The organism is Chitinophaga parva (genome assembly GCF_003071345.1).
Taxonomy (GTDB): Bacteria; Bacteroidota; Bacteroidia; order Chitinophagales; family Chitinophagaceae; genus Chitinophaga; species Chitinophaga parva.
The window spans coordinates 1,508,166-1,528,448 of the sequence record NZ_QCYK01000002.1; the positions used below are offsets into that span (position 1 = coordinate 1,508,166).

The window sequence follows — 20,283 nt, forward strand, 5'->3', positions numbered from 1 at the left end:
CTTGTGTTTAGAAGTTAAAGGATAAGCCGCCGGTGATGATCCTGGAAGGCGGTACACTGGAAATATCCTGCACCTCGGGATCTATACCGGGATAGTTGGTGATGGTGAACAGGTTCTGTGTCCTGAAGAACGCGCGGCAGGCGGTCATGTGCAGCTTTTTCAGCAGCGGGTCCGGCAGGGAATAGCTGAGTGCCACCGTGCGTAAACGCAGGTAAGAAGCATTGACAAACTGCGCATCGGACGATCCCACGGAAGTGCCGTAAGCAGTGGAAAAGCCGGGATAAGTGGCAATGTCGCCGGGTTTCTGCCAGTGGTCCCGGATCGCTTCTACCGGCAGGTTACCAAACTTGCCGGGGATCACCAGGTAGGGGTTCATCCCGATCTGTTTTTTGAAATCAAAGAAGAGGTCCAGGTTCCAGCCTTTGTAGGTAAAGGAAGTACCTGCGCCACCGTAATATTTTGGGTTGGGATCTTTCACGATGTAGCGGTCATCGTCCGCGGTGCCCGCGGGCACGCTGAGATTGGTTTTTATCTGGCCGTCTTTGTTGCGGTCTTCAAAGCTGTACTGGCCTGTTTGCGGATCTACGCCCAGGTAGTGCGTCAGGTATACCGCACTGAGGGATTGGCCTACTTTGTAAACGCTGTAGTAGGGCGACTGCTCAATGCCCGGGTAGGATGCCAGCCGGTTCTTATTGGTGGAAATATTGAAATTCACAGACCAGCGGAAGTCTTTCTGCTCCACCAGGTTTGCGCGCAGGCTTCCTTCCCAGCCGGTATTTTCCACTACGGCGTCCCAGTTTGCCACGATGGACCCAAAGCCGGTGTACCGCGGCGTGGGAATATTGGTCACCTGGTTGCCGGAGCGGTTCAGGTAATAAACACCTTCCAGGTTAATGCGGTCTTCCAGGAAACTGATGCTCACCGCTGCTTCATATTTTTTGTTGGACTCCCACTGGTATTGCTGGTTCACTGCGTGTATAGGTACCAGTGGTGTGAGCCCGTTATAGGGATATAATTGTGTACCAGACAATTTAGTGGACCATTGGGAGAGATATTGGTAATCCCCGATGGACCCATCTCCACCGGTAAGGCCGTAGCTGGTGCGGAACTTCAGGAAGCTGACCCAGGAGGGTAGTAATTTTTTCATCCAGGGTTCTTCAGAGGCGTTCCAGGCCAGGCCTGCAGAACCAAAGTTGCCGAACTGGCTGCCCGGTGCAAAGCGGGAAGAGCCATCCCTCCTGGCATTCAGGTTAATGATGTATTTGTTGCGCCAGTTATAGTTGATGCGCCCAAATACGCCCGCGTATTTGTAGCGCGCATAGTTTTCCGTGGTTTGCTGTATCGGCGCGTTGTTGATGCTGGTGAGCATGTTATCATCGCTGTAACCTATGCCGAAGGTGGACACCCCGTCTGTGATCGTAGACTGGGAGGTGCCGCCCAATTGTACTTTCAGGTCACCGTTGCCTACAAAGCGGGTATAAGCGATCTGGGGCTCTATGATCCAGTTGGTGTTCTTTGTAGTGCCGAAATTGGCGGAGCCCATCGGGTTGTCCTGGGGATTTGCAGAGGCGATGGGAATAAAATAGTTGCTGGAGCCGGTCATGTTCGTATAACCGGCGGTGGTAGAGATGGTAAGGCCTTTCAACAGTTCGTAACTGATACCCAGGTTGCTGCTGAATTGGTTGGTCTCCATAATATTATTCCGGAGCAGGTAGCCGAAAGGGAAGGAACTGCCAGTGTTACTGGCGTTCCATTCATCCCAGTTCAGATCACCTTTACTGTTGTAGATGGGAGGTGCATTGGGCGGAAGGAGAAAAATAGAAGGATCTGCATTCACGGCATCTACATGCGTATAGGAAAAGATGGTACCAAGGTTTACAGTGAGTTTCTGGTTGTCGCTGCGGTGGCCAATGTTGGCTCCCAGTGTGGCCTGCTGGTTAGATCCCCGCGTGCTCAGTACATCCACTTGCCTGCCGTAGTTGCCGCTGATGCGGAAAGTATTGCGGGCATCACCTCCGGAAAGGCTGGTGTTCACCATGGTTTGGCTGCCGGTGCCCAGCAGTACTTTTTGCCAGTCCGTGTAGCGGGTGGTATCCCAGGCTACCAGGTCCGGTGCGTTGGCTATGGTGGGGGTAATGCCATCATTCTTAAAAGCCTCGCGGCGCATGGCCAGGTATTGCTGGGTATTCAGCATATGGCGGCGGTGCGGCACATCGATGTAGCCTTCATTCACATCCAGTGAGAAATTGGTTTTGCCTGGTTTGCCTTTTTTCGTGGTGATCAGGATCACCCCATTGGCCGCGCGGGAACCATAGATGGCGGTGGCATCCGCATCTTTTAATACTTCAATACTTTCAATATCGTGTGGGTTCATGCTGAACAGGGGGCTTTGCCCACCGGTAGCAGACATGCCTCCCTGTACGAAGCCGGAAGAAATGCCGCCGTTATGATACGATCCCGGCAGATCCAGCACCGTCATGGGCACACCGTCTATCACGTACAGTGGGTCCGAAAGAAAGTTAGTGCCCAGCGAATTGCGGCCCCTGATCTCCACTTTCACCGGTGCATTGGCATAACCACTGGTTTGCGTGATGAGCAGGCCGGGGGCCTGGCCCTGCAAGGCCAGCAAAGGGTTGAGCACCGGTTGTCTTTCAATATCCTTGGCCGTGATGCGGGTAATATCGCCGGTGGCCACGCGCTTGCTGGTGATACCATACGCCTGCACCACTGCCTGGTCCAGCTCACTGGTGGCGGGTTTCAGCTTTATGGAAAATTGTGCTCTCAGTGCGGCTATCTGCACGGATTGTTTCTGGTAGCCAATGCAGGAAATGGTGAGCACATCGTTATCATTCACATCCTTCAGCGTGAACAAACCCTTCTCATTGGTTTGTGTGCCCTTGCTGGTGCCGGCTACCACTACGTTTACCGCTATGAGCGGCGTGCCATCCCTTTCGTCAGACACAATGCCGGATATTTCCGGTGCCTGCGCCTTCACTTCATTGAGTTGCTGGGGCGCATCCGTTTTCCGGAAGATCACGATGGTGGTGCCAACAATATTGTAGGTGACAGGCAGGCCGGATAAAACTGTTTTCAGGAATGCCGCCAGTGGCTGTTTCTGTGCATTCACGGCCACGGTAACCGAAACATCCACCTGGTCGGGATTGAAGATCACGACGTAGCCGGACTGTTTCTTGATCTCCGCAAACACCTGTTGCAGCGTGGCTTTTTTGCTGCTATAGGTGATGGCCTGTGCGCCAGCTTTTGTGGAGATCCCAAGGCAGACGAGCAGCAACAAAGCCACTGCCAGCAGTCTTCCTGCCGTTGGCCGTTTGCAAAAATTTAAAGCTGGAATCATGACAATTTTGGTTGAGTAGATAATTGGTTGATCATTGATGCACGTGTCCCGTGCGCCCCCGTGCAGGAGGTAGTTGACATATATCATGTTCGTCAGAAGTGAACAAAGCTCCGCCAGTAGCTTTCCAGCTTCAATTCCGAACAAGATCAAAACGTTTGTGATGTCACATCCTTAAAACAGCAGGTATAGTCTACATGACAACATGTTATGGTGTTACGATCAATTGCCTGCCTTCGAGCCTGTAATGCAGTCCCAGATTACGAAGTACTGAAAGCGCCTGTTCCAGGTCGAGGTCCCTTTTTATTTCACCGCTGAGCGGGAGGTGTGGTATTCCCGTTTCATACACCACTTCCAGGTCGTACCAGCGGGCCACTTGCCTTAATACTTCATCGAGTGAGGTGTGGTCAAAGCGGAATAGTCCATCTTTCCAGGCCACGGTGGTGGCGGTGTCCGCGCTGGTGACCTGGAGTTGTGCGTCTTTGATCACTGCCTGTTGCCCCGGGTGCAGTACTGCGGAGGCATCCTGCACGTGCATTCTCACACTACCCTGTAATAAAGTGGTGCGGATGCCCGGTTCATCTGCATAAGCATTTACGTTGAACGCGGTGCCCAGCACCTCTACCGATGCTTTCCCTGCTACATTCACGACAAACGGCCTGGCGGCGGCTTGTTTGATCTCGAAATAAGCTTCGCCGGTCATTTTCACCTGGCGGGAGGTTTCGTTGAACGCGGTAGGGTAGGTGATGCTGGAGCCAGCATTCAGCCATACGATGGTGCCATCGGGGAGGAGCAGTTTATATTGCCCGCCCTTGGGCGTGGTGAGCGTATGCAGTTCCGCACTGCCGGCTTGTCCCTGGTAGTCCAGTTCACCTTTGTGGTTATCCACCAGGAGGTCACCACTGCGAACGATATTCCCGTGCGCGCTATCCAGTTGGATCTGTGTACCGTTGCCCAGGGTCAGCGTGGCATAGTTGCCATGTTTACCGGGCTTGATCACATTGCCTGCCAGCGGTGTGGCCGGCCGCTGGCGCATGACCAGTATGGTAGCAGTTCCGGCAACAGCCACCAGCAAAGCCGCTGCTGCGGCATATTGCAGCCAGCGCCGGCGCATGCGCACCACCGGGGTGGTGCTTTCCATGAGGCGGTGCAGGATGCGGTCACCGGCGCCGGGCAGCAATGCCGGCGGCGCTGCAAAAGAGCGGTGGTATGCCTGCTCCAGTAAGGATTCCAGTGCAGGATCAGTACTGTCAGGGTTTTCCCGGAACCATGCAAACAAAGTGACGCTTTCGGGATCTGTGAGGGTCCCGTCCAGCAGTTTTTGAAAGAGGTCTTTAGGAAAATTACTTGGCGCCATAACTATAAGACAAACGGATGAGGGAAATGGGTGGATGGAATTTGAAAAAAAACGGAAATTTTTATTTCAGGGATACGAGCAGGATGAGGAGAGAGATATTGCCATGTTCCAGCAGGTAGTCGCGAATGGACTTTACCGCCAGGGAAAGGTGTTGTTTAAAGGTATTGCGGGAAATATGCATCATGGCGGCGGCTTCCTCGTAACTTCTGCCCTGCTGGCGGCAGAGGATGAATGCTTCGCGGCGCTGGGGTGGCAGGCTGTCCAGGGCCTTTTGCAGGAGGGCTTCATACTGTTTGGTTTCCAGCGCATTCATGAGGGGCTGGTCCGTGGCATCGAGAGAGAGCCGGTGGAGCAGCTCATCGCGGATGGTATCGTAGAGGGCCAGGCGGTTTAGTTGGTTCAGGGCCGTGTTGCGGGCCAGGCGGTATAAATAGCTGTCGAACGACTTGCGGATATCCAGCTGGGCGCGCACTTCCCAGATCTTCAGGAATACATCGTGCACCAGGTCTTCCGTCAACGCGGGATTCCGGGTGAATTTGAGCAGATAATTATAGATACCAGCGTGGTATTGCTGGTAGATGGTGGTAAATGCCTCCCGGTCACCGAGGGCTAATTGTTGCAATAGCGCCTGTTCATTCATCAAGGTGGTCGCACCGGCTCCCTTTTGCCGGTGCGACGGTAAATTTAATATTAAAATTCAATATCGTCCGCCACATTACCACCTTGTGCCTGGGCAAACTGCTGCTGGTATTTAGCCTTGTATGCCTGCTGCTGCGCCGTATAGGCCTCAAAGTTGGCTTCCAGGTCTTTATGGATCTGCTCATTCCAGCGCGACGCTGCGATCTGGAAATCTCCCAGCGTAATGCCGTAGGTATCAGCGATCCACTGTGCGCCATCCAGGCCATATTCGTATGCCACGCTCCTGGCCACTTCCAGTTCCTGGTAAAAATCTTTATCCGATTTTATCCGGTCTGTATTTGCATTTCCCGCGCCGGAGGCGTTTGGCGCCGGGTTGCTGAATTTGGGGTGCTGGTCTGCCTGGCCAAAATACTGGCCAAACAGGGTCACGATCTGGAAGGAGCTGTCCTGCTTCATACGTTCGGGCCACAACAGGTTGGCCTCCTGCCATACCGGTACTTCCACGCCCAGGGCTTTTGCCACGTCCTCTTCACTGAGGCCACTGCCTAATTTTGCGCAGGCTGCGCTGTAATCTTCCAGGGTAATGCCGTGAATGGGGGCTAATAACGGATTTTCAGACATAGTGATTTAATTTATAAATGGTTAAAAAAGTGGCGCTTGCAATAATCGTTCGTAGAATTTTTCATTCTCCCCGGCCATATCCGGTACGATCTTGTTCCACTCGTCAAACATGGCCCGCAGGTATTTTTTATACAGTGCAGCGTCCCTGGGTTGGCTATCCTCATATGCCTTGCGAAGCGCTGCAGTACGTTGCTCTGCCAGTGCCCTTGCATTGTGAAGCGCCATCCTGGCGGTGGTAGACGGATGGAAAGTATTTTGAGACTGGCAGAACGGGCAGGTGATGTAGGTATCAATGAAGAACATTTTTTCAATGGTGATGCTACCACCACATTGCCTGCAGGTAAACTGGTCCTTGATCTTTTCAAAGTCCTGGAGTGCTTGCTGGTAGGCACTTTCCAGGTCCTGCTCCCCGGCCGCGTGGCGCAGCTGGTCCAGGGCCCCGTTGAGTTTTATGTCAAACAGGTCGTGCCGGTGCAGGCAGGCCATCCTGAAATCGTGCAGGTGTTTGCGGTATTCGCTTCCCGCGTGGCTGGTGAAGGGAGGCAGCATTGCCTCACAACTGTACAGGAAGGAAAGGATATTGTCCTCTTTCACCGCGTTCGCTTTGTCGCGCATATTGTTCACCTGGCCCAGTAGCCCGTGTAACATGTGATAATGGGAGCGCTTGTAAGGGTCTGTGTCTTCCTGGAATACCTGCCGCAGTTCGGGGAGGGCGGCGCTGGTGAGCTCCAGCAGGCGGGCTTCCAGTTTGTCGAGGAAAATGAACCAGCGTTCCTGCCTGGATTGCAGCTCCGCCAGCATTTCCGGGTTGCTGTATGGCTGCTTAAAAAGATCAAACATGTGTCAGGAATTATTTTCTTTCCGGATATGAATGCCGTCTGTAAGGGTGGTGTGCATGAATGCAAAACCGCAATAAGCACAGTGGGTAAGCCCTTTATGATAGGCCCGCCCGGCGCCACAATTGGGGCAATCGCGGATATCCATTTTGGCTTCCTCATCCGGCACATTGCCGCCATAGTGCTGCTGCGTGGTGGCTTTTTGTTTGAGTTTTTCCAGGAAGGAGGCGGTCCTTTTTTTATTTTCGTCAGTCATGCGGCTAGGTTCAGAGTAATTTCAGGAGTTCTTCCTTTTTGGCAGTGTATTCAGCTTCGGTGATCAGCGCGGCATCAAACAGTGATTTTAGTTTGCGCAGCCGTTCCGTAAGATCTTCAGCCGGAGCGGGCGAGGGAGAAGGAGTGGGGGCACCTGGTGCGGCGTTGGGCTGGTGCAGGATGTTGGAGATCATACCCAGGACCACGCCCTGTCTTGCGCCATCGCTCAGTGCGGAGCCTTCCTTGTCCATGGCGTTGGCCATGCTGTACTGCGAAAATTTATGCACGTCGTTGACCATGTTCATGCCCGTTACTTTGTCGTACTGCTGCAACACCTCTTCCGGCAGGGTGATGCCGGTGATGGTGAAGCGGGTCACTTCCACGCCAAAGTCGGTAAAGTAAGGTTGTATGAGTGGTTGTATTTTTTCGTTCAATGCAGGCACATTGGCGGCGGCATCCACCACCGGTATTTTTGCCAGCGACAATACTTCGCCAAATTTAGGCGCTATGAAATCGCGCAGTTGTATTTCCAGTTCAGCGATAGTGAGCTTGGGATAGGTACCGGCGTATTCCTTAAAGAACTTTGCCACATCCACGATGCGAATATTATAGGTGCCAAAGGCCCGGATGCGCACCTGGCCAAACAGGGCATCAGACATAAGAATGGGCATGGGCGTGCCCCATTTCAGGTTTACAAACTGGTGGGTGTTGAAGAAATAGATGTCTGCCTTGAAAGGACTTTTGAATCCATGTTTCCAGCCACGCAGCCTTGTAAGGATGGGGGTGTTTTCTGTGCTCAGGGTGTACTTGCCGGCGGGGAATACGTCTGCCAGCTGGCCTTCATTGAGGAACATGGCGTGCTGGCTTTCGCGTACGGTAAGTACAGCTCCGTTTTTTATTTCTTTGTCGGCATCCTCAAACTTCCACATGAGCATATTGGGGTGAGGCGTCAGCGACTCAATGATTTCTAAAAAAGGTAATGCCATTCAACAATTATTTAAAGCATGATCCGAAGGGTAACACGGCCAAACTGCAGCAGTTGGTGTATTGCTGGCGGCCGGGGGCACGGCGTAAAGAAAAAGCAAAAAATTCAGAAAAACAAAAAGCATGGGGCGAACTTGGCATAATGTTAACATACCGGGAAATGGTTTGGAGTGCTAATGGCTGTGCAGGCGCAGTTTATTGCCGGAAATCGCCGTCAATTACCGGCAGTTTAACACCCGTTCCATGCCGGGGCGGTAGTTATACAGGTCGTCAACAACGATGACCCGGGGAGTGGGGGGGCATTTGCGGCACAACCGGGCCTGGTATTGCACGCTGCTTTATAATTGAACATTTATTGTATCAAAAACGCACACTTATTATTTTGTTTTAATTTGTATGCAGTTCATATTAAAATTTGTAATTCGGTGGCATCATTCTTAGCAATTGCTGTGTTGCGATTGCTTAATGCTTAATACATGCTGGTTATGTTTAGAAATTATATGAAAACCGCCTGGCTCTATTTACGCAGCCATCAGGCTTACGTCATCATCAATACACTTGGCCTGGCCGTGGGGATCGCAGCCTGCGTGCTTATTTTCCTGCTGATCCGGTTTGAAACAGGCTTTGACACTTTTCATAAGCATAAAGATCGCATTTACAGGGTGGTAGCGGCAACGAGAACGCCTGCCGGCATGCATTATTCAAAAGCCAGTGCCTTCCCGGTAGCAGATGCCCTGCGGATAGATTACCCCCAGCTGGAGCACGTGGCCCGCATTTACGGGCGGGAGAAAAAGCAAGTCACTTTACTGGATGATAAAGTGGGGGCACCGCAACAAAAATTCAGGGAGGATGTGTTTTTTGCAGAGCCTGAATTTTTTGACATTTTCAATTTTCCTTTTTTGGAAGGCAACGCAAAAACGGCATTGTCTGAGCCTAATACAGTGGTGCTTACCCAACAAACAGCAGAGAAATATTTTGGAGACTGGCATACCGCAGTAGGTAAATTCATCAGGTACGATAACGACCTGGTTTGCAAGGTAACCGGTATCCTGGCAAATGTTCCTGATAATACGGACTTTCCCCTGCAAGTGGTGTTTTCTTTTAAAACGGCCAGGCATGAGGATATGTTGACAGATTGGGTGGGCCAGGATGGATCGTTAAACACTTTCCTGGTGCTGCCTCCGGCCGTACCGGCGCAACAGTTCAACCAGTACCTCGAAGCCTTTGTAAAGAAGCACACGCCTGCCGAATATGCCAACCAGGGGTATATCCTGCAGCCATTGAGCAGGATGCACTATGAGCCGGAATTTGGAACTTACCGGGGCCACGTCTTCAGTAAAGAACTGATGGCCGCATTGGGCCTGGTAGGCGTGTTCCTGCTGGTCATTGCCTGTATTAATTTTATAAACCTTGCTACTGCACAGGCGGTGAGCCGTTCAAAAGAGGTGGGCATCAGGAAGGTGCTGGGTAGTAGCAAACAGCAATTGATCACGCAGTTCTTGAGCGAGACTTTTCTTATTACGCTCATTTCCGTCGTAATAGCGGTGGTATTTGCCCTGATAGCATTGCCGGTGCTTAGCAATATGATACAGGCGCCATTGACACTGCGGCCGGACCTTACATTGATCGCATTTTTATGCAGTCTCATTGTTGTTGTTACATTTCTGTCGGGTTTTTACCCTGCCATTGTTTTGTCAGGATTTAATCCCATCGCTGTGCTCAAAAGCAAATTTACCAGCAGAACGGTAGGTGGCATTTCTATAAGACGTGCCCTGGTGGTTTTCCAGTTTACAGTTACCCAGGCGCTGATCATAGGCACATTGGTGGTCATAGGCCAGATGAACCTTTTCCAGCACGCAGATCTGGGATTTGACAAAGATGCGATCGTTACAGTGCCTTTGGGAAATGACAGCTCCCGTGTGTTTAAAATGAACGCCCTGAAGGCGCAGTTGCTCCAGCAGGCTGGTATAAAAAGCGTGAGCCTGAGCGCGTTTACCCCGATGGATAAGGCAGGGTGGGATAGTGAGTTTAAGTTTGACAATGCGGTGAAGCCGGCTGGTTTTAAAGCCGATTTTAAGTGGGCCGATGCGGATTATTTTAAGACGTACAACATCCGGTTCATAGCAGGAGAACCGTATGCCCAGGCAGATACGGTGAACGGGTTTGTGATGAACGAGTTGATGGTGAAGAAATTAGGATTTAAAAACCCGGAAGATGTCATCGGTAAACGTATTGATTTTTGGGATGGAAAAATGGCGGCCCCGGTGGTAGGCGTGGTGAAGGATTTTAATGGCAGCTCCCTGGAGCATGAAATGACGCCGGTGGTGCTTGGCTCCTACAAGATGGTGTACCGGTCCCTCAATATAAAGATACAGCCAGGGCATGTAAAGGAGACGCTGGCGGCCATAGAAAGGATCTGGGACAACACCTTCCCGGATTTTATTTATGAGTACCAGTTTCTGGATGATAAGATTGCGGGTTTTTACAGGCAGGAGCAGGAGTTGTCGCTGCTGTTCAAGGTGGCTGCGGGGATGGCGATCTTTATTTCCTGTCTTGGGTTGTATGGGTTTGTTTCGTTTATGGCGGTGCAGCGTACCCGCGAGGTGGGGATCAGGAAGGTGCTGGGTGCGTCGGTGGGCAATATCGTTTACCTGATGTCCAGGGAATTTACGCTGCTGATCGGGTTGGCGTTTTTAATTGCGGCGCCGGGGGCTTATTACCTGATGCACCAGTGGTTGCAGCACTTTGCGAACAGGATCAGCATAGGCGTGGAGGTGTTTTTATGGACGGTCCTTATTGCGGAAGCGGTGGCGTGGCTTACGGTGGGTTACCAGGCAGTGAAGGCGGCCGTGGCAGACCCGGTGAAGAGTTTACGGGCGGAGTGAGATAACGGAAGCAGTGGCTGTCAGTTTCCAGGCAGCCGCTGCGCGTATTCGGGGCTATTTTATTCATTCGCCCAAAGCCCCCAGTTTGCATCGAATTTATACCATTGCTGTCTGCTCCCCGGCTCTGCCCTTGTAGGCTCTGACCCCTGTATCTTCAAAGGTTTGGGCCACGGTGGCAAGGTTGTTTTCCTCTCCCGGAACGCCTGCCAGCGGTACTTTGATCACCCCCGGCTGTGAGATGATCCTCAGGTTATGGTCAAAGGCGGTTAGCCGCGCCTGGTATATCCGCAAGGCGCCGTGCAGCCCTTTCCCTGCAGCGCTCCTGGTGTCCTGAGTGAAGGCTTCCCTGAAAAAGTTACTGGTTTTTGAATGATTGCCTGAATTCCAGTGGAGAGCGTTGTGTTTTAGCTTTGAATAACCGGCTGAAGGATTGTAGATGCTCAAATCCTAGTTCGTAAGCAATTTCACTCATGGAAAGGTTTGTTGTGGAGATCCTTTCCTTGGCCTTTTCAATTAACTTTTCGTGGATATAGTGCTGGGTATTTTGCCCGGTGTGCATCCTTAAAAGGCTGCCCAGATATTTCGGGGAAATGTGAAGCTGGGCAGCAATATCATTTACCGTTGGCAACCCTTTGATAGCGGGTTGGCCGCTGCTGAGATAATGATCCAGTTCTTTTTCCAGCCGGTCAAGAATGCTGTGATTGGTCTTTTCGCGTGTAATGAACTGGCGGTTGTAAAACCGCTCAGCATAATTGAGCAGGCTTTCCAGTTGCGATATAATGATCTGTTTGCTGAATTTATCGAGATTTGCATGTGTTTCCCGGTGGATATTTTGAATGATGCCGGTGATGATCTCTTCTTCTTTCTCGGAAAGGAATAAAGATTCATTTACGGCATAATCCCAGAACGCATACTTTTTTATAGTATTTGCCAATGGCGTATTCCAAAGGAAATCAGGATGAACGATCAGGTGCCAGCCCGAATGGCTGACCTCTGCATCCTTTTCTACAGAAAAGCTGGTCACCTGCCCGGGCGATACAAAAGACATGATCCCTTCATCAAAATCATAGGGCTGCTGCCCGTATTTCAAATGAAGATCTTCCCCGCCGGTTACCCGCTTCACGGCAATGCAATAGAAATCGCAAAAGCTGGAGAAGGTTTCGCCATTGCGTACCGTTCTGGTGATATCTATCTTAGCTGCACTGATCAGCGGATGTTCAGGCTTTGGCATTTGCCAGGCCTGGAACCATTCGCTGATCGTTTTATAGTGCACCATATGTTTTAATCTGCTTTACGGATTTCAAGTACTATTTTTCCGCGGACATGTTTTGATTCAATATCCCGATGGGCCATGGCGGCCTGCTCCCAGGGATAGATCCTGCTGATAACAGGCTTTACTTTACCTGCATCCACTAACCTGGCCACTTCGGTCAGGCATTTGTAATGATCAATGTCAACACCTGCCATAGCAACGGTTGCATTTTTTGCGGCCAGCAGCGACTTGAACTCCTCGCTTGGCCATACCCCGTGCGTACATACAAAGATACCACCTTCTTTGATAACCGGTACAGACCGGAGGCGCAGCGCTTCGTCAACCGAGGTGGTAGGGGTTGCATTGAATACTACGTCCATATCACTCACCACCGCTTCAAATTTCCGGGTATTATAGTCGATCACCTCATCAGCGCCCAGCTCCCGGAGAAAGTCAGCATTGTATGCCGACGCCGTACCGATAACGTAGGCGCCGCAAGCCTTCGCAAACTGTAAGGCCAGGTTCCCGATGCCGCCGGCCGCGCCATGAACCAGTACGCGCTGCCCCGGGCGGACCTTTGCCTTCTCCACCATGCCGTTCCAGGCCATGCGTGCGCAGGCAGGTAAGGAGGCGGCTTCGTTGAAGTTGAGCGTTTGGGGCATCCGTGCAAATTGGTTGGATTTCGCTGCAAGGTATTCCGTGTAGCTGCCGTCTAAATAGTTGGGAACCCCATACACACGATCACCCTTTTTAAATCTGGTTACCTCGCCTCCTACTGCTTCCACCATTCCTGCCCCGTCAATGCCTAATCCCATTGGTAGTTTGAGTAACGGTTTTAATCCTTCATTACCGCCGCGGCGAATGATGTAATCAGCGGGGTTTACACTGGCGGCATAGATCTTCACCAGGATCTCATCCGCTGCCGGGACAGGGCGTTCCACCTCAGCGATCTTCATTACTTCCGGGTCGCCGAATGCTTCAATTATGATTGCTTTCATATGTTGTTTTTACAAAAGTCCGCAATCCTATGCGCTTGAGTTTAACCAAAATGCGCTTTGTTTTAACCTAAGTGGCGATAATGTTTAGGGTTGCAATGCATCCCGTAGCAGGAAGCCCTGTTTATTAGTTAAAGGAGGCCCTGAATCCTAATGGCGATTGCCCGGTCTTGCTTTTAAACAACCTGCTGAAGGACTGGGGATGTTCAAAACCTAACTGGTAAGCCACCTCGCTGACTGTCAGCTGTGTGGTCAGGAGTAGTTCTTTAGATTTTTCGATCATTTTTTCATGAATGTGCTGCTGCGCGTTTAGCCCGGTGAGTGACCGCAGCATATCGCTTAAATAGTCAGGTGTATAGTTCAGCTGCTGTGCGAGGTAGTGCACAGTAAGTCCTCCATTGTATACCGGTTTTTCCCCGCTGAAGTATGCGTTTAACTGGGCCTCGAATTGTTGCAGCAGGTCATTGGTGGTTGCGTGCCGGGTAATAAATTGGCGTTTGTAAAAACGCTTGGCGTAACTAAGCAGTAATTCGATCTGTGCAATAACTACTTCCCGGCTAAAGTCGTCTATACGGTTATTTAACTCTTCCCGGATGATATTAAAAACAGATGACACGGTTGTTCTTTCCTGTTCGGAAAGGTGCAGTGCTTCATTAGTAGCGTATGAAAAGAACCCGTATTGTTTGATCTTGGAAGCAAGCGGGTAACCCTGCAGGAAATCCTGATGAAAGATCAGGGAGTAGCCTTCATTTCCCTTGTAGTTAGCAGTATTGCCTACTACCTGGTTAGGTGCGGTAAATACCATACTCCCTTCGTCAAAATCATAATAGCCCTGACCATACCTGAATTTACCACCGAGTTTTTGGATAAAAGTGATCTTGTAAAGAGTGGTCACATAGCTAACCGGCAGGCGGCTTAGATTGATCCGTCCTCCATTGGTATCCAGTAAAGTGATCAGTGGGTGGGCAGGCCCGGGAATGTCCAGCAAACGGTGGAATTCCGTTATAGATTCCAGTTTAACAATTTTTGACATATCGCTTTTCTTCCTGTAAGATACAAAATATGACCGGAGGCTTTCAGCTACCGGTCATATTTAGGGTTTCAATAAGCTTACGTGGGTAACCGTTACACAATATTACCAGGGCAATGGACCTTCAGGTCCTGTAAAACCTCCTGTCGGTCCGTCGGTTTCCAATGCTACGCGTACCGGTTCACGGGAGCCAACTTCCAGGGTGTCTGTGCCCTGGAAATTATTTAGTGCAGTGGCCGTGTAGCCGGGGCTTACGGCATTTACCTTAATGTTTTCTTTTTCCAGCTCCAGCGCAAAGGCCAGTGTAACTGCATTCAGTGCACTTTTGGAGGCCGCATAAACTATTCCGAAATGTTCCCGCGCCCAGCACTGGGGATCAGATATCCAGGATAATGAACCCAGCACGCTGGATACATTTACGATACGCGCGGATGCCGACTTGCGCAGCAGCGGCAACGCAGCCTGGGTAACTGCTATAACGCCGAAGACGTTGGTTTCCCATACCGTGCGCACTTCGTCTAAAGATACATTAACGGCCCTCCCCGTGCGCATCAGTTCATCTACACCTTTAGGAGACGTTCCCCGTGTGATATACCGGCATTATTCACCAGCAGGTCCAGGCGCCCATACTCATTGCCGATGCGTGCTATTGCCGCATCAATGGTTTGTTGCTGCGTAACGTCCAGCTGGATCGCTTTCGCATTCGCGCCTATTTCGCTTGCCGCCTTTTCTCCGTTTTCCAGCTTACGTGAACCTACGTATACGATATAACCATTGGCAGCAAGCGCCTTGGCGATCTCATTTCCAACGCCCTGGTTAGCACCGGTAACAAGTGCAACCGGGCTGACCGGTGATGTGGTTTGATTTTCCATTGAATATTTGATTTATTATTTATAACAAAGGTCGGCGTTAGACATTTCGGGCCTGTAACCAAATCAGGGAAACTTGTAACTGAAGGCAGAATGTCAGGTTGGCTGATGAAAAATATCCAGGAAAAACTGCTGCAACCGCGTAAGTCAGGAAGTAGTGATTGGCCGCCGGCGGCGGGGCGGCAGATGGCCGCTCCATTCCCTCATTTCAGTTACATACTTCCTGATTTTGGTTACAGGCAGGTCACCGCAATTGCCGATATTTGTGATATGAAGAACGAAACAAAAATTAAACGACTGGCTTTAGTGACCGGGGCTAACCAGGGTATAGGCTTGCAGGTAGCGAAAGAATTGGTGGCTGCCGGGCATACCGTATTGCTGGGCTCACGCGATCTGGCCAAAGGAGAAGCGGCAGCCAAAGAAATTGGCCAGGGTGCTATCGCTTTACAGATCGATGTTACCGATCAGGCCTCTATTAATGCTGCCGCAGCTTTCATAGAAAAAGAGTTCGGGTATTTGGACTTGCTGGTTAACAATGCGGCTATCTCAAATACCAGGAAAGGTGATCTCTCATTGCTGGAATACGCAAAGGTCAGTATGGCAAGTAATATCCCGCTGGATGAAGTTCGCGCCATATGGGAAACCAATGTTTTTGGCGTGCTGGCAGTTTATCAGGCAATGTTGCCGCTGGTGCGCAGATCAGCCGCACCACGTATCGTTAATGTTTCCAGTGGTGTTGGTTCACTTACCCTGAATGCGGACCCAAACTTTCCGTACCGCGGCTTTTATAGTCCAGGGTATGCGGCGTCTAAAACTGCATTGAATGGCATCACCCTTGCAATGATGAACGAACTGGAGAACACCAATGTTAAAGTGAATTTAGTGTCTCCGGGATTTACAAGTACGGCGCTTAACAAATTTGAAGGAACAGAGTCAGTAGAGGAAGGTTCCCGGGAAGTGGTGCGTGTAGCCCTGTTGGGGCCGGAAGCGCCTTCGGGCACTTTTACCCGTTGGGAAAATGAAAATATACCATGGTAAATCAACCGCACAGGTTTAATTCATTATCAGAAGTGCACGCGGCATTCGGTTTACCGAAGCCGCTGCACCCGCTGATCAGTATCGTTAACGGTATCGATCACCAGATCGAAGTGAAGTTTACGGCCGAGAAACATGTCACCAGCTTTTATAAGATCACTTACACTGCTAAAGTATCAGGCAAGGTGAAATACGGCCAGGGGTATTACGACTTTGACGAAGGTGGGCTGCTGTTTGCTGCGCCTAACCAACTGATGGGCGGCAGTGAACATAATGGCCCTTATTCGGGTTATAGCTTGTTCATGCATCCCGATTTTTTCCTGGGTTATCCCCTGGCAAAAAAGATCAAACAATATGGTTTCTTTTCTTACTCGGCCCATGAAGCGCTTCACCTTTCCGAAGCCGAAAAGAACGCCATTCTTACGACGTTGAAAAGCATTGAAAGCGAGTTGACCCTGCCCATTGATGAGCTGAGCCAGGATGTACTGATTTCGCAGGTCGAACTGTTGCTGAATTACAGCAACCGTTACTATAAGCGCCAGTTCATTACACGAAAAGCCGTGAACACAACCTTATTGGAAAGGTTAGAAACCATGCTCGAAGATCACGTCAGCAGGGATAATGGCATGCCCACCGTTCAGTACCTGGCGGAACAACTGGCGATTTCTCCCAGTTACTTAAGTGATATGCTCCGCATTCTGACTGGCCAGAACGCCCAGCAACATATTCATGAAAAGATAATTGACAAGGCGAAAGAATATCTGACCACTACCGATCTGTCAGTAGCGGAAATTGCGTATAAACTGGGATTTGAGCACTCCCAATCTTTTAGCCGGCTTTTCAAAGCCAAGATAAATATGAGCCCATTGGAATTCCGGGTTTCGTTTAAGTAAGCCCATGGCGTTGCCAGGTATGGATCCGGCTTTCCGTTTAGCTAGCCAGTGATCTTTGGCAACCCGTTGTTTTAACCCGGCAATCTGTTGTTTAGCGGAGTTTATTGGATGCGCGGCCACCACATACCCATCGTGGCGGCAAAAACGCCAATAAGCATTGCCAGGGTGATACATAGCAACGCGATGGATGCCACCCATTTGGGGCCTGCAAGGTTGGCTTGCTGCGCCTTAAAATACCCCCATACGGCCACTTGCGGGAACACATATACCACAATGGAAAGCACAACCAGGAAGGGCCCTGTGAATGTATCCGGATCGAAGCCAACGGGCCCCTGGTTCACTACCAGCCAAAACATCAGGAAAACGCGGAACAACCATACGCCACTCATACCCAGTACCAGGTGCACGGCCCAGCGTTGATGCGTTGACAGTTCCCGATTTATGGCGTAGCGGATGGTGTAATAAGCACATGTCAAAATGATAAGCGCATTGATGGAGATGATGATGTGATCTATGTTTCCGCCAACAGCGCCCTTTCGCCAGGCCAGCAATAACCCGTCAATGGCAATGGCAAACGCGAAGAAGATATAAAAACGCCCGCTGATCCTGTGGAAGCGAGGTGCCAGTTGCCGTAGTTTTGGCAGCAACTGCAGGGGGCCAAGCAGGCTTACAATAGCCGCTGTTGCTATGTGCAGCGCAAATACTGCATTGCGCAGCCCAGCGCCCTCCACATACAAATGTGGCGCCTGCGCATTCCAGTTTTCAAAATGTCCCTGGAAGGCCGACCGCCAGTATAAAAGGAAAATGTAGCAGGCAAAGATCACCTGCCCTAAGAAGAAAACAATGAACCATGCCCGGGCTGCCCATTGTAAAGCCTTTACGGGTGCTACTTCCCGGCTGTTTTGTGTGAGTGCAAGCATACGCACAAATATACCCGGTGCGCGGGCGAATCCACTTAACAATTGTTAGGAAATTCCCCGGCGGATGCGGCTCAGGCTTTCTGGTTTGATGCCCAGGTAGGAGGCTATATACTTCAGTGGTACATGCTTCACGATATTGGGAGACCTGTGGATGAATTTCAAGTAACGCTGTTCGGCCGTAAGGCTGGCCAGGTCATCGATCCGCTCCCGGTATTCTTCCTGTACCTGGTGGAACAGCCGGATGGTATAATCCTTTTGCGTAAAACTGGTCTCCGCTGTGTGGTCTGCATCGGGCTTTGAAATGCGCAACAGCTGGCAATCTGTGATACAATGCAGGTATTCGTTAGACGGTGTCTGGTTTATAAAATGGAGGTAGGACGTAAAAAAACGGGGGCCATCGTTCAGGTCATTGGTGACTTCTTCGCCTTTCTCGTTGATATAATACTTCCGCATATACCCAGAGACAATAAAGTTATGGTAGAAGGGTACCTTACCCGCCGTTTCCAGTAACGTATCCCTGGGTACTGATAATGGATGAAAAGTCTCCCTGCACGAGATCTTATCGTGCTCGGGCAGCTCCATGATACGGGCGATGTAAGCGAACAAGGTGTCGTAATAGGTGGTCATTATCAGCGTTTAATTGGCGATCGTACCAAATTTAAGGATTTTCAAATGAGCCTCGGGGGGGTAAGTGTGCGTATTGCTTTATGGGAATGCTTTTTTACTATTCCATTTTTGTCATACCTCCCAGACTGGACCAACTCAAACTGACGGCTTAAATTTTCTATCTCACCCTTTCATTTTTCAGGCTGGCAGCTTTGTTTGCCTGCAAATATCAATTTTTCATTAAGTTTAATGATGGATAAAAATGAGCGCCGTATTTGCTGGTACAGTTCCCCGCTTATCGCCCCTATGGTAAACTCACCCAAACTTTTGGCTTTGCGAAAAGGAATCAGAACTCAAAAGGTTCTCACCCCGGAGCAGTACAAACGATACCAGGATTTCCAGGATGAGATGAATACCATGGCGCCCTGGTTTTAATAACGGTGCAGTGGGAAAAAATGTGGCGCTGGGGAATGGCTCTTCCGGGCAGGCAAGCCTGCCCAGATGTAACGGGCAGTTTGTGGCACCGCTTGAAGTCGCTGATAATCCAGCTCCAAAATACGACCAGCGTAAACATGAATTTAAATGCAGTAGTATCCTGTACAATCCCGGATAGACCACTGCGGATGACCGCTAAAACTAGGTAATGAAAAGTATAGTATTAATGATGTTGGTAATGCTGGCCTTTCCCGGTGCCCATGCCCAGCAGTCGTTCTCCCGGGTAGACCAATGGCTGGACTCCCATGCGGATGAAATGGGCGGGCGCCTGATACTGGTAGTCTATAAAGATGGAAAGATGATTTACAGCCATGCTGTCAATCAAATGAATGGTAAACAACGGATGTTAGCCAGGTTGATGGCAGAGAGACAGGGAAAACAGCCCGATTTAAACGATTACACTGAAATGACCAGACAACCCATCGCTAGTTGTAGCAAATGGCTGAGTGCAGCGTTGGTGATGACCTTTATAGATGATGGCAAAATACAATTAACCGATACGGTTGGGAAATTTTTGCCAGGGCTTTCCAAAAATGGCAAAGGCAGTATCACTATTTCAGATTGCCTGTCGCATATGACAGGTATCCTCTCCCCGGATTTGAAAGAAGATCTTAAAGAAAAGCGGCACGCCAAAAATATGGACGAAATCATAGAACAGATTGCGGCCTACCCGGTAGAAGGTGCTCCGGGAACCGTTTTCCGTTATAGTAATACGGGGCTTCAAATAGCGGGCGCGGTACTCGAAAAGATCAGTGGTAAAAGCTTTGAGACTTTGTTTGCTGAGCGGATCACCCAGCCGCTAGGAATGAAAAACACCGATTTTGGAAAAGGTGCAGTGGCGCTTCCTGCTGGTGGGGCCAGCAGTACGCCGGAAGACTATATCCACTTTTTAACCATGATCTTAAACAAAGGGACCTTCAAGGGGAAAAGGATCTTATCAGAAACCAGCATTGCTCAAATGCAGGTCAACAGAATTACCCCTGATGTCAGGGTTGCCTATGCACCTACGGAGGCCGAAGAAGTAGGTTATGGCTACGGGGAGTGGATCATGGGCAATGGCACGGTGAGCAGCCCTGGCCTTTTTGGCAGCTATCCCTGGGTCAATAACGAGAAGGGATACTGCGCATTTTTGATGGCATTTTATCTGAAAAATAACGGGCGACAGGCAAAGTATGCTGAACTGAGAAAATTAGTGGATGAACAGATTAGATAAAAATAGCGCTTTCGATTGTTGGCATCATAATCGCTTCGGCCTTTAA

Annotated in this window: 18 protein-coding genes; 4 read left to right on the forward strand and 14 right to left on the reverse strand. The window is 50.3% G+C overall.

Annotation, left to right across the window (positions count from 1 at the left end):
* Positions 1–7: 7 nt before the first annotated feature.
* The 7 genes from DCC81_RS16435 to DCC81_RS16465 form a co-directional block, all read right to left on the reverse strand.
* Positions 8–3,355, reverse strand: coding sequence for a SusC/RagA family TonB-linked outer membrane protein (locus tag DCC81_RS16435; protein ID WP_165806615.1), 3,348 nt, complete (start codon positions 3,353–3,355; stop codon positions 8–10).
* A gap of 205 nt (positions 3,356–3,560) precedes the next feature.
* Positions 3,561–4,709, reverse strand: a complete 1,149-nt coding sequence (locus DCC81_RS16440) for a FecR family protein (RefSeq protein WP_108687682.1) — start codon at positions 4,707–4,709, stop codon at positions 3,561–3,563.
* Positions 4,710–4,770: 61 nt separating this feature from the next.
* Positions 4,771–5,331, reverse strand: coding sequence for an RNA polymerase sigma factor (locus DCC81_RS16445; RefSeq protein ID WP_165806616.1), 561 nt, complete (start codon positions 5,329–5,331; stop codon positions 4,771–4,773).
* 68 nt (positions 5,332–5,399) lie between these two features.
* On the reverse strand, positions 5,400–5,969 hold the full coding sequence (locus tag DCC81_RS16450) for a DUF6620 family protein (protein ID WP_108687684.1): 570 nt from the start codon (positions 5,967–5,969) through the stop codon (positions 5,400–5,402).
* A gap of 21 nt (positions 5,970–5,990) precedes the next feature.
* On the reverse strand, positions 5,991–6,809 hold the full coding sequence (locus tag DCC81_RS16455; protein ID WP_133177686.1) for a hypothetical protein: 819 nt from the start codon (positions 6,807–6,809) through the stop codon (positions 5,991–5,993).
* A gap of 3 nt (positions 6,810–6,812) precedes the next feature.
* Complete coding sequence (locus DCC81_RS16460) at positions 6,813–7,061, reverse strand: hypothetical protein (RefSeq protein WP_108687686.1); 249 nt, start codon at positions 7,059–7,061, stop codon at positions 6,813–6,815.
* Positions 7,062–7,071: 10 nt separating this feature from the next.
* Positions 7,072–8,046 carry an SPFH domain-containing protein gene (locus tag DCC81_RS16465; protein WP_108687687.1) on the reverse strand — a complete coding sequence of 325 codons (975 nt, stop codon included), beginning with the start codon at positions 8,044–8,046 and terminating at the stop codon, positions 7,072–7,074.
* A 483-nt stretch (positions 8,047–8,529) separates the two neighbouring features.
* Between DCC81_RS16465 and DCC81_RS16470 the strand changes: the two genes are divergently transcribed.
* On the forward strand, positions 8,530–10,929 hold the full coding sequence (locus DCC81_RS16470) for an ABC transporter permease (RefSeq protein ID WP_108688284.1): 2,400 nt from the start codon (positions 8,530–8,532) through the stop codon (positions 10,927–10,929).
* A gap of 355 nt (positions 10,930–11,284) precedes the next feature.
* Here the strand turns inward: DCC81_RS16470 and DCC81_RS16475 are convergent, their stop codons facing one another.
* The 5 genes from DCC81_RS16475 to DCC81_RS25965 all read right to left on the reverse strand — a co-directional run bounded on the left by DCC81_RS16475 (position 11,285) and on the right by DCC81_RS25965 (position 15,078).
* A complete protein-coding gene (locus DCC81_RS16475; RefSeq protein ID WP_108687688.1) occupies positions 11,285–12,205 on the reverse strand; it encodes a helix-turn-helix domain-containing protein in 921 nt (306 codons plus the stop codon).
* 5 nt (positions 12,206–12,210) lie between these two features.
* The gene (locus tag DCC81_RS16480) at positions 12,211–13,179 is read right to left on the reverse strand and encodes an NADP-dependent oxidoreductase (RefSeq protein WP_108687689.1); all 969 of its coding nucleotides are present in this window, start codon (positions 13,177–13,179) and stop codon (positions 12,211–12,213) included.
* A 124-nt stretch (positions 13,180–13,303) separates the two neighbouring features.
* The gene (locus DCC81_RS16485; RefSeq protein WP_108687690.1) at positions 13,304–14,209 is read right to left on the reverse strand and encodes a helix-turn-helix domain-containing protein; all 906 of its coding nucleotides are present in this window, start codon (positions 14,207–14,209) and stop codon (positions 13,304–13,306) included.
* Between the two features lie 102 nt (positions 14,210–14,311).
* Positions 14,312–14,758: an SDR family NAD(P)-dependent oxidoreductase gene (locus DCC81_RS25960; RefSeq protein WP_262510166.1), complete on the reverse strand. Its 447-nt coding sequence runs from the start codon at positions 14,756–14,758 to the stop codon at positions 14,312–14,314.
* A gap of 8 nt (positions 14,759–14,766) precedes the next feature.
* Positions 14,767–15,078 carry an SDR family NAD(P)-dependent oxidoreductase gene (locus DCC81_RS25965; RefSeq protein ID WP_262510167.1) on the reverse strand — a complete coding sequence of 104 codons (312 nt, stop codon included), beginning with the start codon at positions 15,076–15,078 and terminating at the stop codon, positions 14,767–14,769.
* Between the two features lie 90 nt (positions 15,079–15,168).
* Between DCC81_RS25965 and DCC81_RS16495 the strand changes: the two genes are divergently transcribed.
* Both DCC81_RS16495 and DCC81_RS16500 read left to right on the forward strand, forming a co-directional pair.
* The gene (locus DCC81_RS16495; protein WP_240613006.1) at positions 15,169–16,113 is read left to right on the forward strand and encodes an SDR family NAD(P)-dependent oxidoreductase; all 945 of its coding nucleotides are present in this window, start codon (positions 15,169–15,171) and stop codon (positions 16,111–16,113) included.
* Complete coding sequence (locus DCC81_RS16500) at positions 16,107–17,003, forward strand: AraC family transcriptional regulator (protein ID WP_108687691.1); 897 nt, start codon at positions 16,107–16,109, stop codon at positions 17,001–17,003. The genes DCC81_RS16495 and DCC81_RS16500 overlap by 7 nt, the downstream gene beginning before the upstream one ends.
* A 101-nt stretch (positions 17,004–17,104) precedes the next feature.
* Here DCC81_RS16500 and DCC81_RS16505 read toward each other — a convergent pair whose 3' ends face one another.
* Together DCC81_RS16505 and DCC81_RS16510 are read right to left on the reverse strand one after the other, a co-directional pair.
* Entirely contained in the window at positions 17,105–17,923 is an 819-nt protein-coding gene (locus tag DCC81_RS16505; RefSeq protein WP_108687692.1) for a DUF2306 domain-containing protein, read from the reverse strand.
* A gap of 45 nt (positions 17,924–17,968) precedes the next feature.
* Positions 17,969–18,550, reverse strand: coding sequence for a Crp/Fnr family transcriptional regulator (locus tag DCC81_RS16510; RefSeq protein ID WP_108687693.1), 582 nt, complete (start codon positions 18,548–18,550; stop codon positions 17,969–17,971).
* 622 nt (positions 18,551–19,172) lie between these two features.
* Between DCC81_RS16510 and DCC81_RS16520 the strand changes: the two genes are divergently transcribed.
* Entirely contained in the window at positions 19,173–20,237 is a 1,065-nt protein-coding gene (locus DCC81_RS16520; RefSeq protein WP_108687695.1) for a serine hydrolase domain-containing protein, read from the forward strand.
* The last annotated feature ends 46 nt before the right edge of the window (positions 20,238–20,283 follow it).

What these genes read in the sequence shown, in the direction of transcription:
- DCC81_RS16480 (WP_108687689.1), bottom strand. Translation starts at nt 13,179, where the DNA reads ATGAAAGCAATCATAATTGAAGCATTCGGCGACCCGGAAGTAATGAAG.
- DCC81_RS16465 (WP_108687687.1), bottom strand. Translation starts at nt 8,046, where the DNA reads ATGGCATTACCTTTTTTAGAAATCATTGAGTCGCTGACGCCTCACCCC.
- DCC81_RS16450 (WP_108687684.1), bottom strand. Translation starts at nt 5,969, where the DNA reads ATGTCTGAAAATCCGTTATTAGCCCCCATTCACGGCATTACCCTGGAA.
- DCC81_RS16485 (WP_108687690.1), bottom strand. Translation starts at nt 14,209, where the DNA reads ATGTCAAAAATTGTTAAACTGGAATCTATAACGGAATTCCACCGTTTG.
- DCC81_RS25965 (WP_262510167.1), bottom strand. Translation starts at nt 15,078, where the DNA reads ATGGAAAATCAAACCACATCACCGGTCAGCCCGGTTGCACTTGTTACC.
- DCC81_RS16500 (WP_108687691.1), top strand. Translation starts at nt 16,107, where the DNA reads ATGGTAAATCAACCGCACAGGTTTAATTCATTATCAGAAGTGCACGCG.
- DCC81_RS16520 (WP_108687695.1), top strand. Translation starts at nt 19,173, where the DNA reads ATGAAAAGTATAGTATTAATGATGTTGGTAATGCTGGCCTTTCCCGGT.
- DCC81_RS25960 (WP_262510166.1), bottom strand. Translation starts at nt 14,758, where the DNA reads ATGCGCACGGGGAGGGCCGTTAATGTATCTTTAGACGAAGTGCGCACG.
- DCC81_RS16510 (WP_108687693.1), bottom strand. Translation starts at nt 18,550, where the DNA reads ATGACCACCTATTACGACACCTTGTTCGCTTACATCGCCCGTATCATG.
- DCC81_RS16475 (WP_108687688.1), bottom strand. Translation starts at nt 12,205, where the DNA reads ATGGTGCACTATAAAACGATCAGCGAATGGTTCCAGGCCTGGCAAATG.
- DCC81_RS16435 (WP_165806615.1), bottom strand. Translation starts at nt 3,355, where the DNA reads ATGATTCCAGCTTTAAATTTTTGCAAACGGCCAACGGCAGGAAGACTG.
- DCC81_RS16470 (WP_108688284.1), top strand. Translation starts at nt 8,530, where the DNA reads ATGTTTAGAAATTATATGAAAACCGCCTGGCTCTATTTACGCAGCCAT.
- DCC81_RS16505 (WP_108687692.1), bottom strand. Translation starts at nt 17,923, where the DNA reads ATGCTTGCACTCACACAAAACAGCCGGGAAGTAGCACCCGTAAAGGCT.
- DCC81_RS16455 (WP_133177686.1), bottom strand. Translation starts at nt 6,809, where the DNA reads ATGTTTGATCTTTTTAAGCAGCCATACAGCAACCCGGAAATGCTGGCG.
- DCC81_RS16460 (WP_108687686.1), bottom strand. Translation starts at nt 7,061, where the DNA reads ATGACTGACGAAAATAAAAAAAGGACCGCCTCCTTCCTGGAAAAACTC.
- DCC81_RS16440 (WP_108687682.1), bottom strand. Translation starts at nt 4,709, where the DNA reads ATGGCGCCAAGTAATTTTCCTAAAGACCTCTTTCAAAAACTGCTGGAC.
- DCC81_RS16495 (WP_240613006.1), top strand. Translation starts at nt 15,169, where the DNA reads ATGTCAGGTTGGCTGATGAAAAATATCCAGGAAAAACTGCTGCAACCG.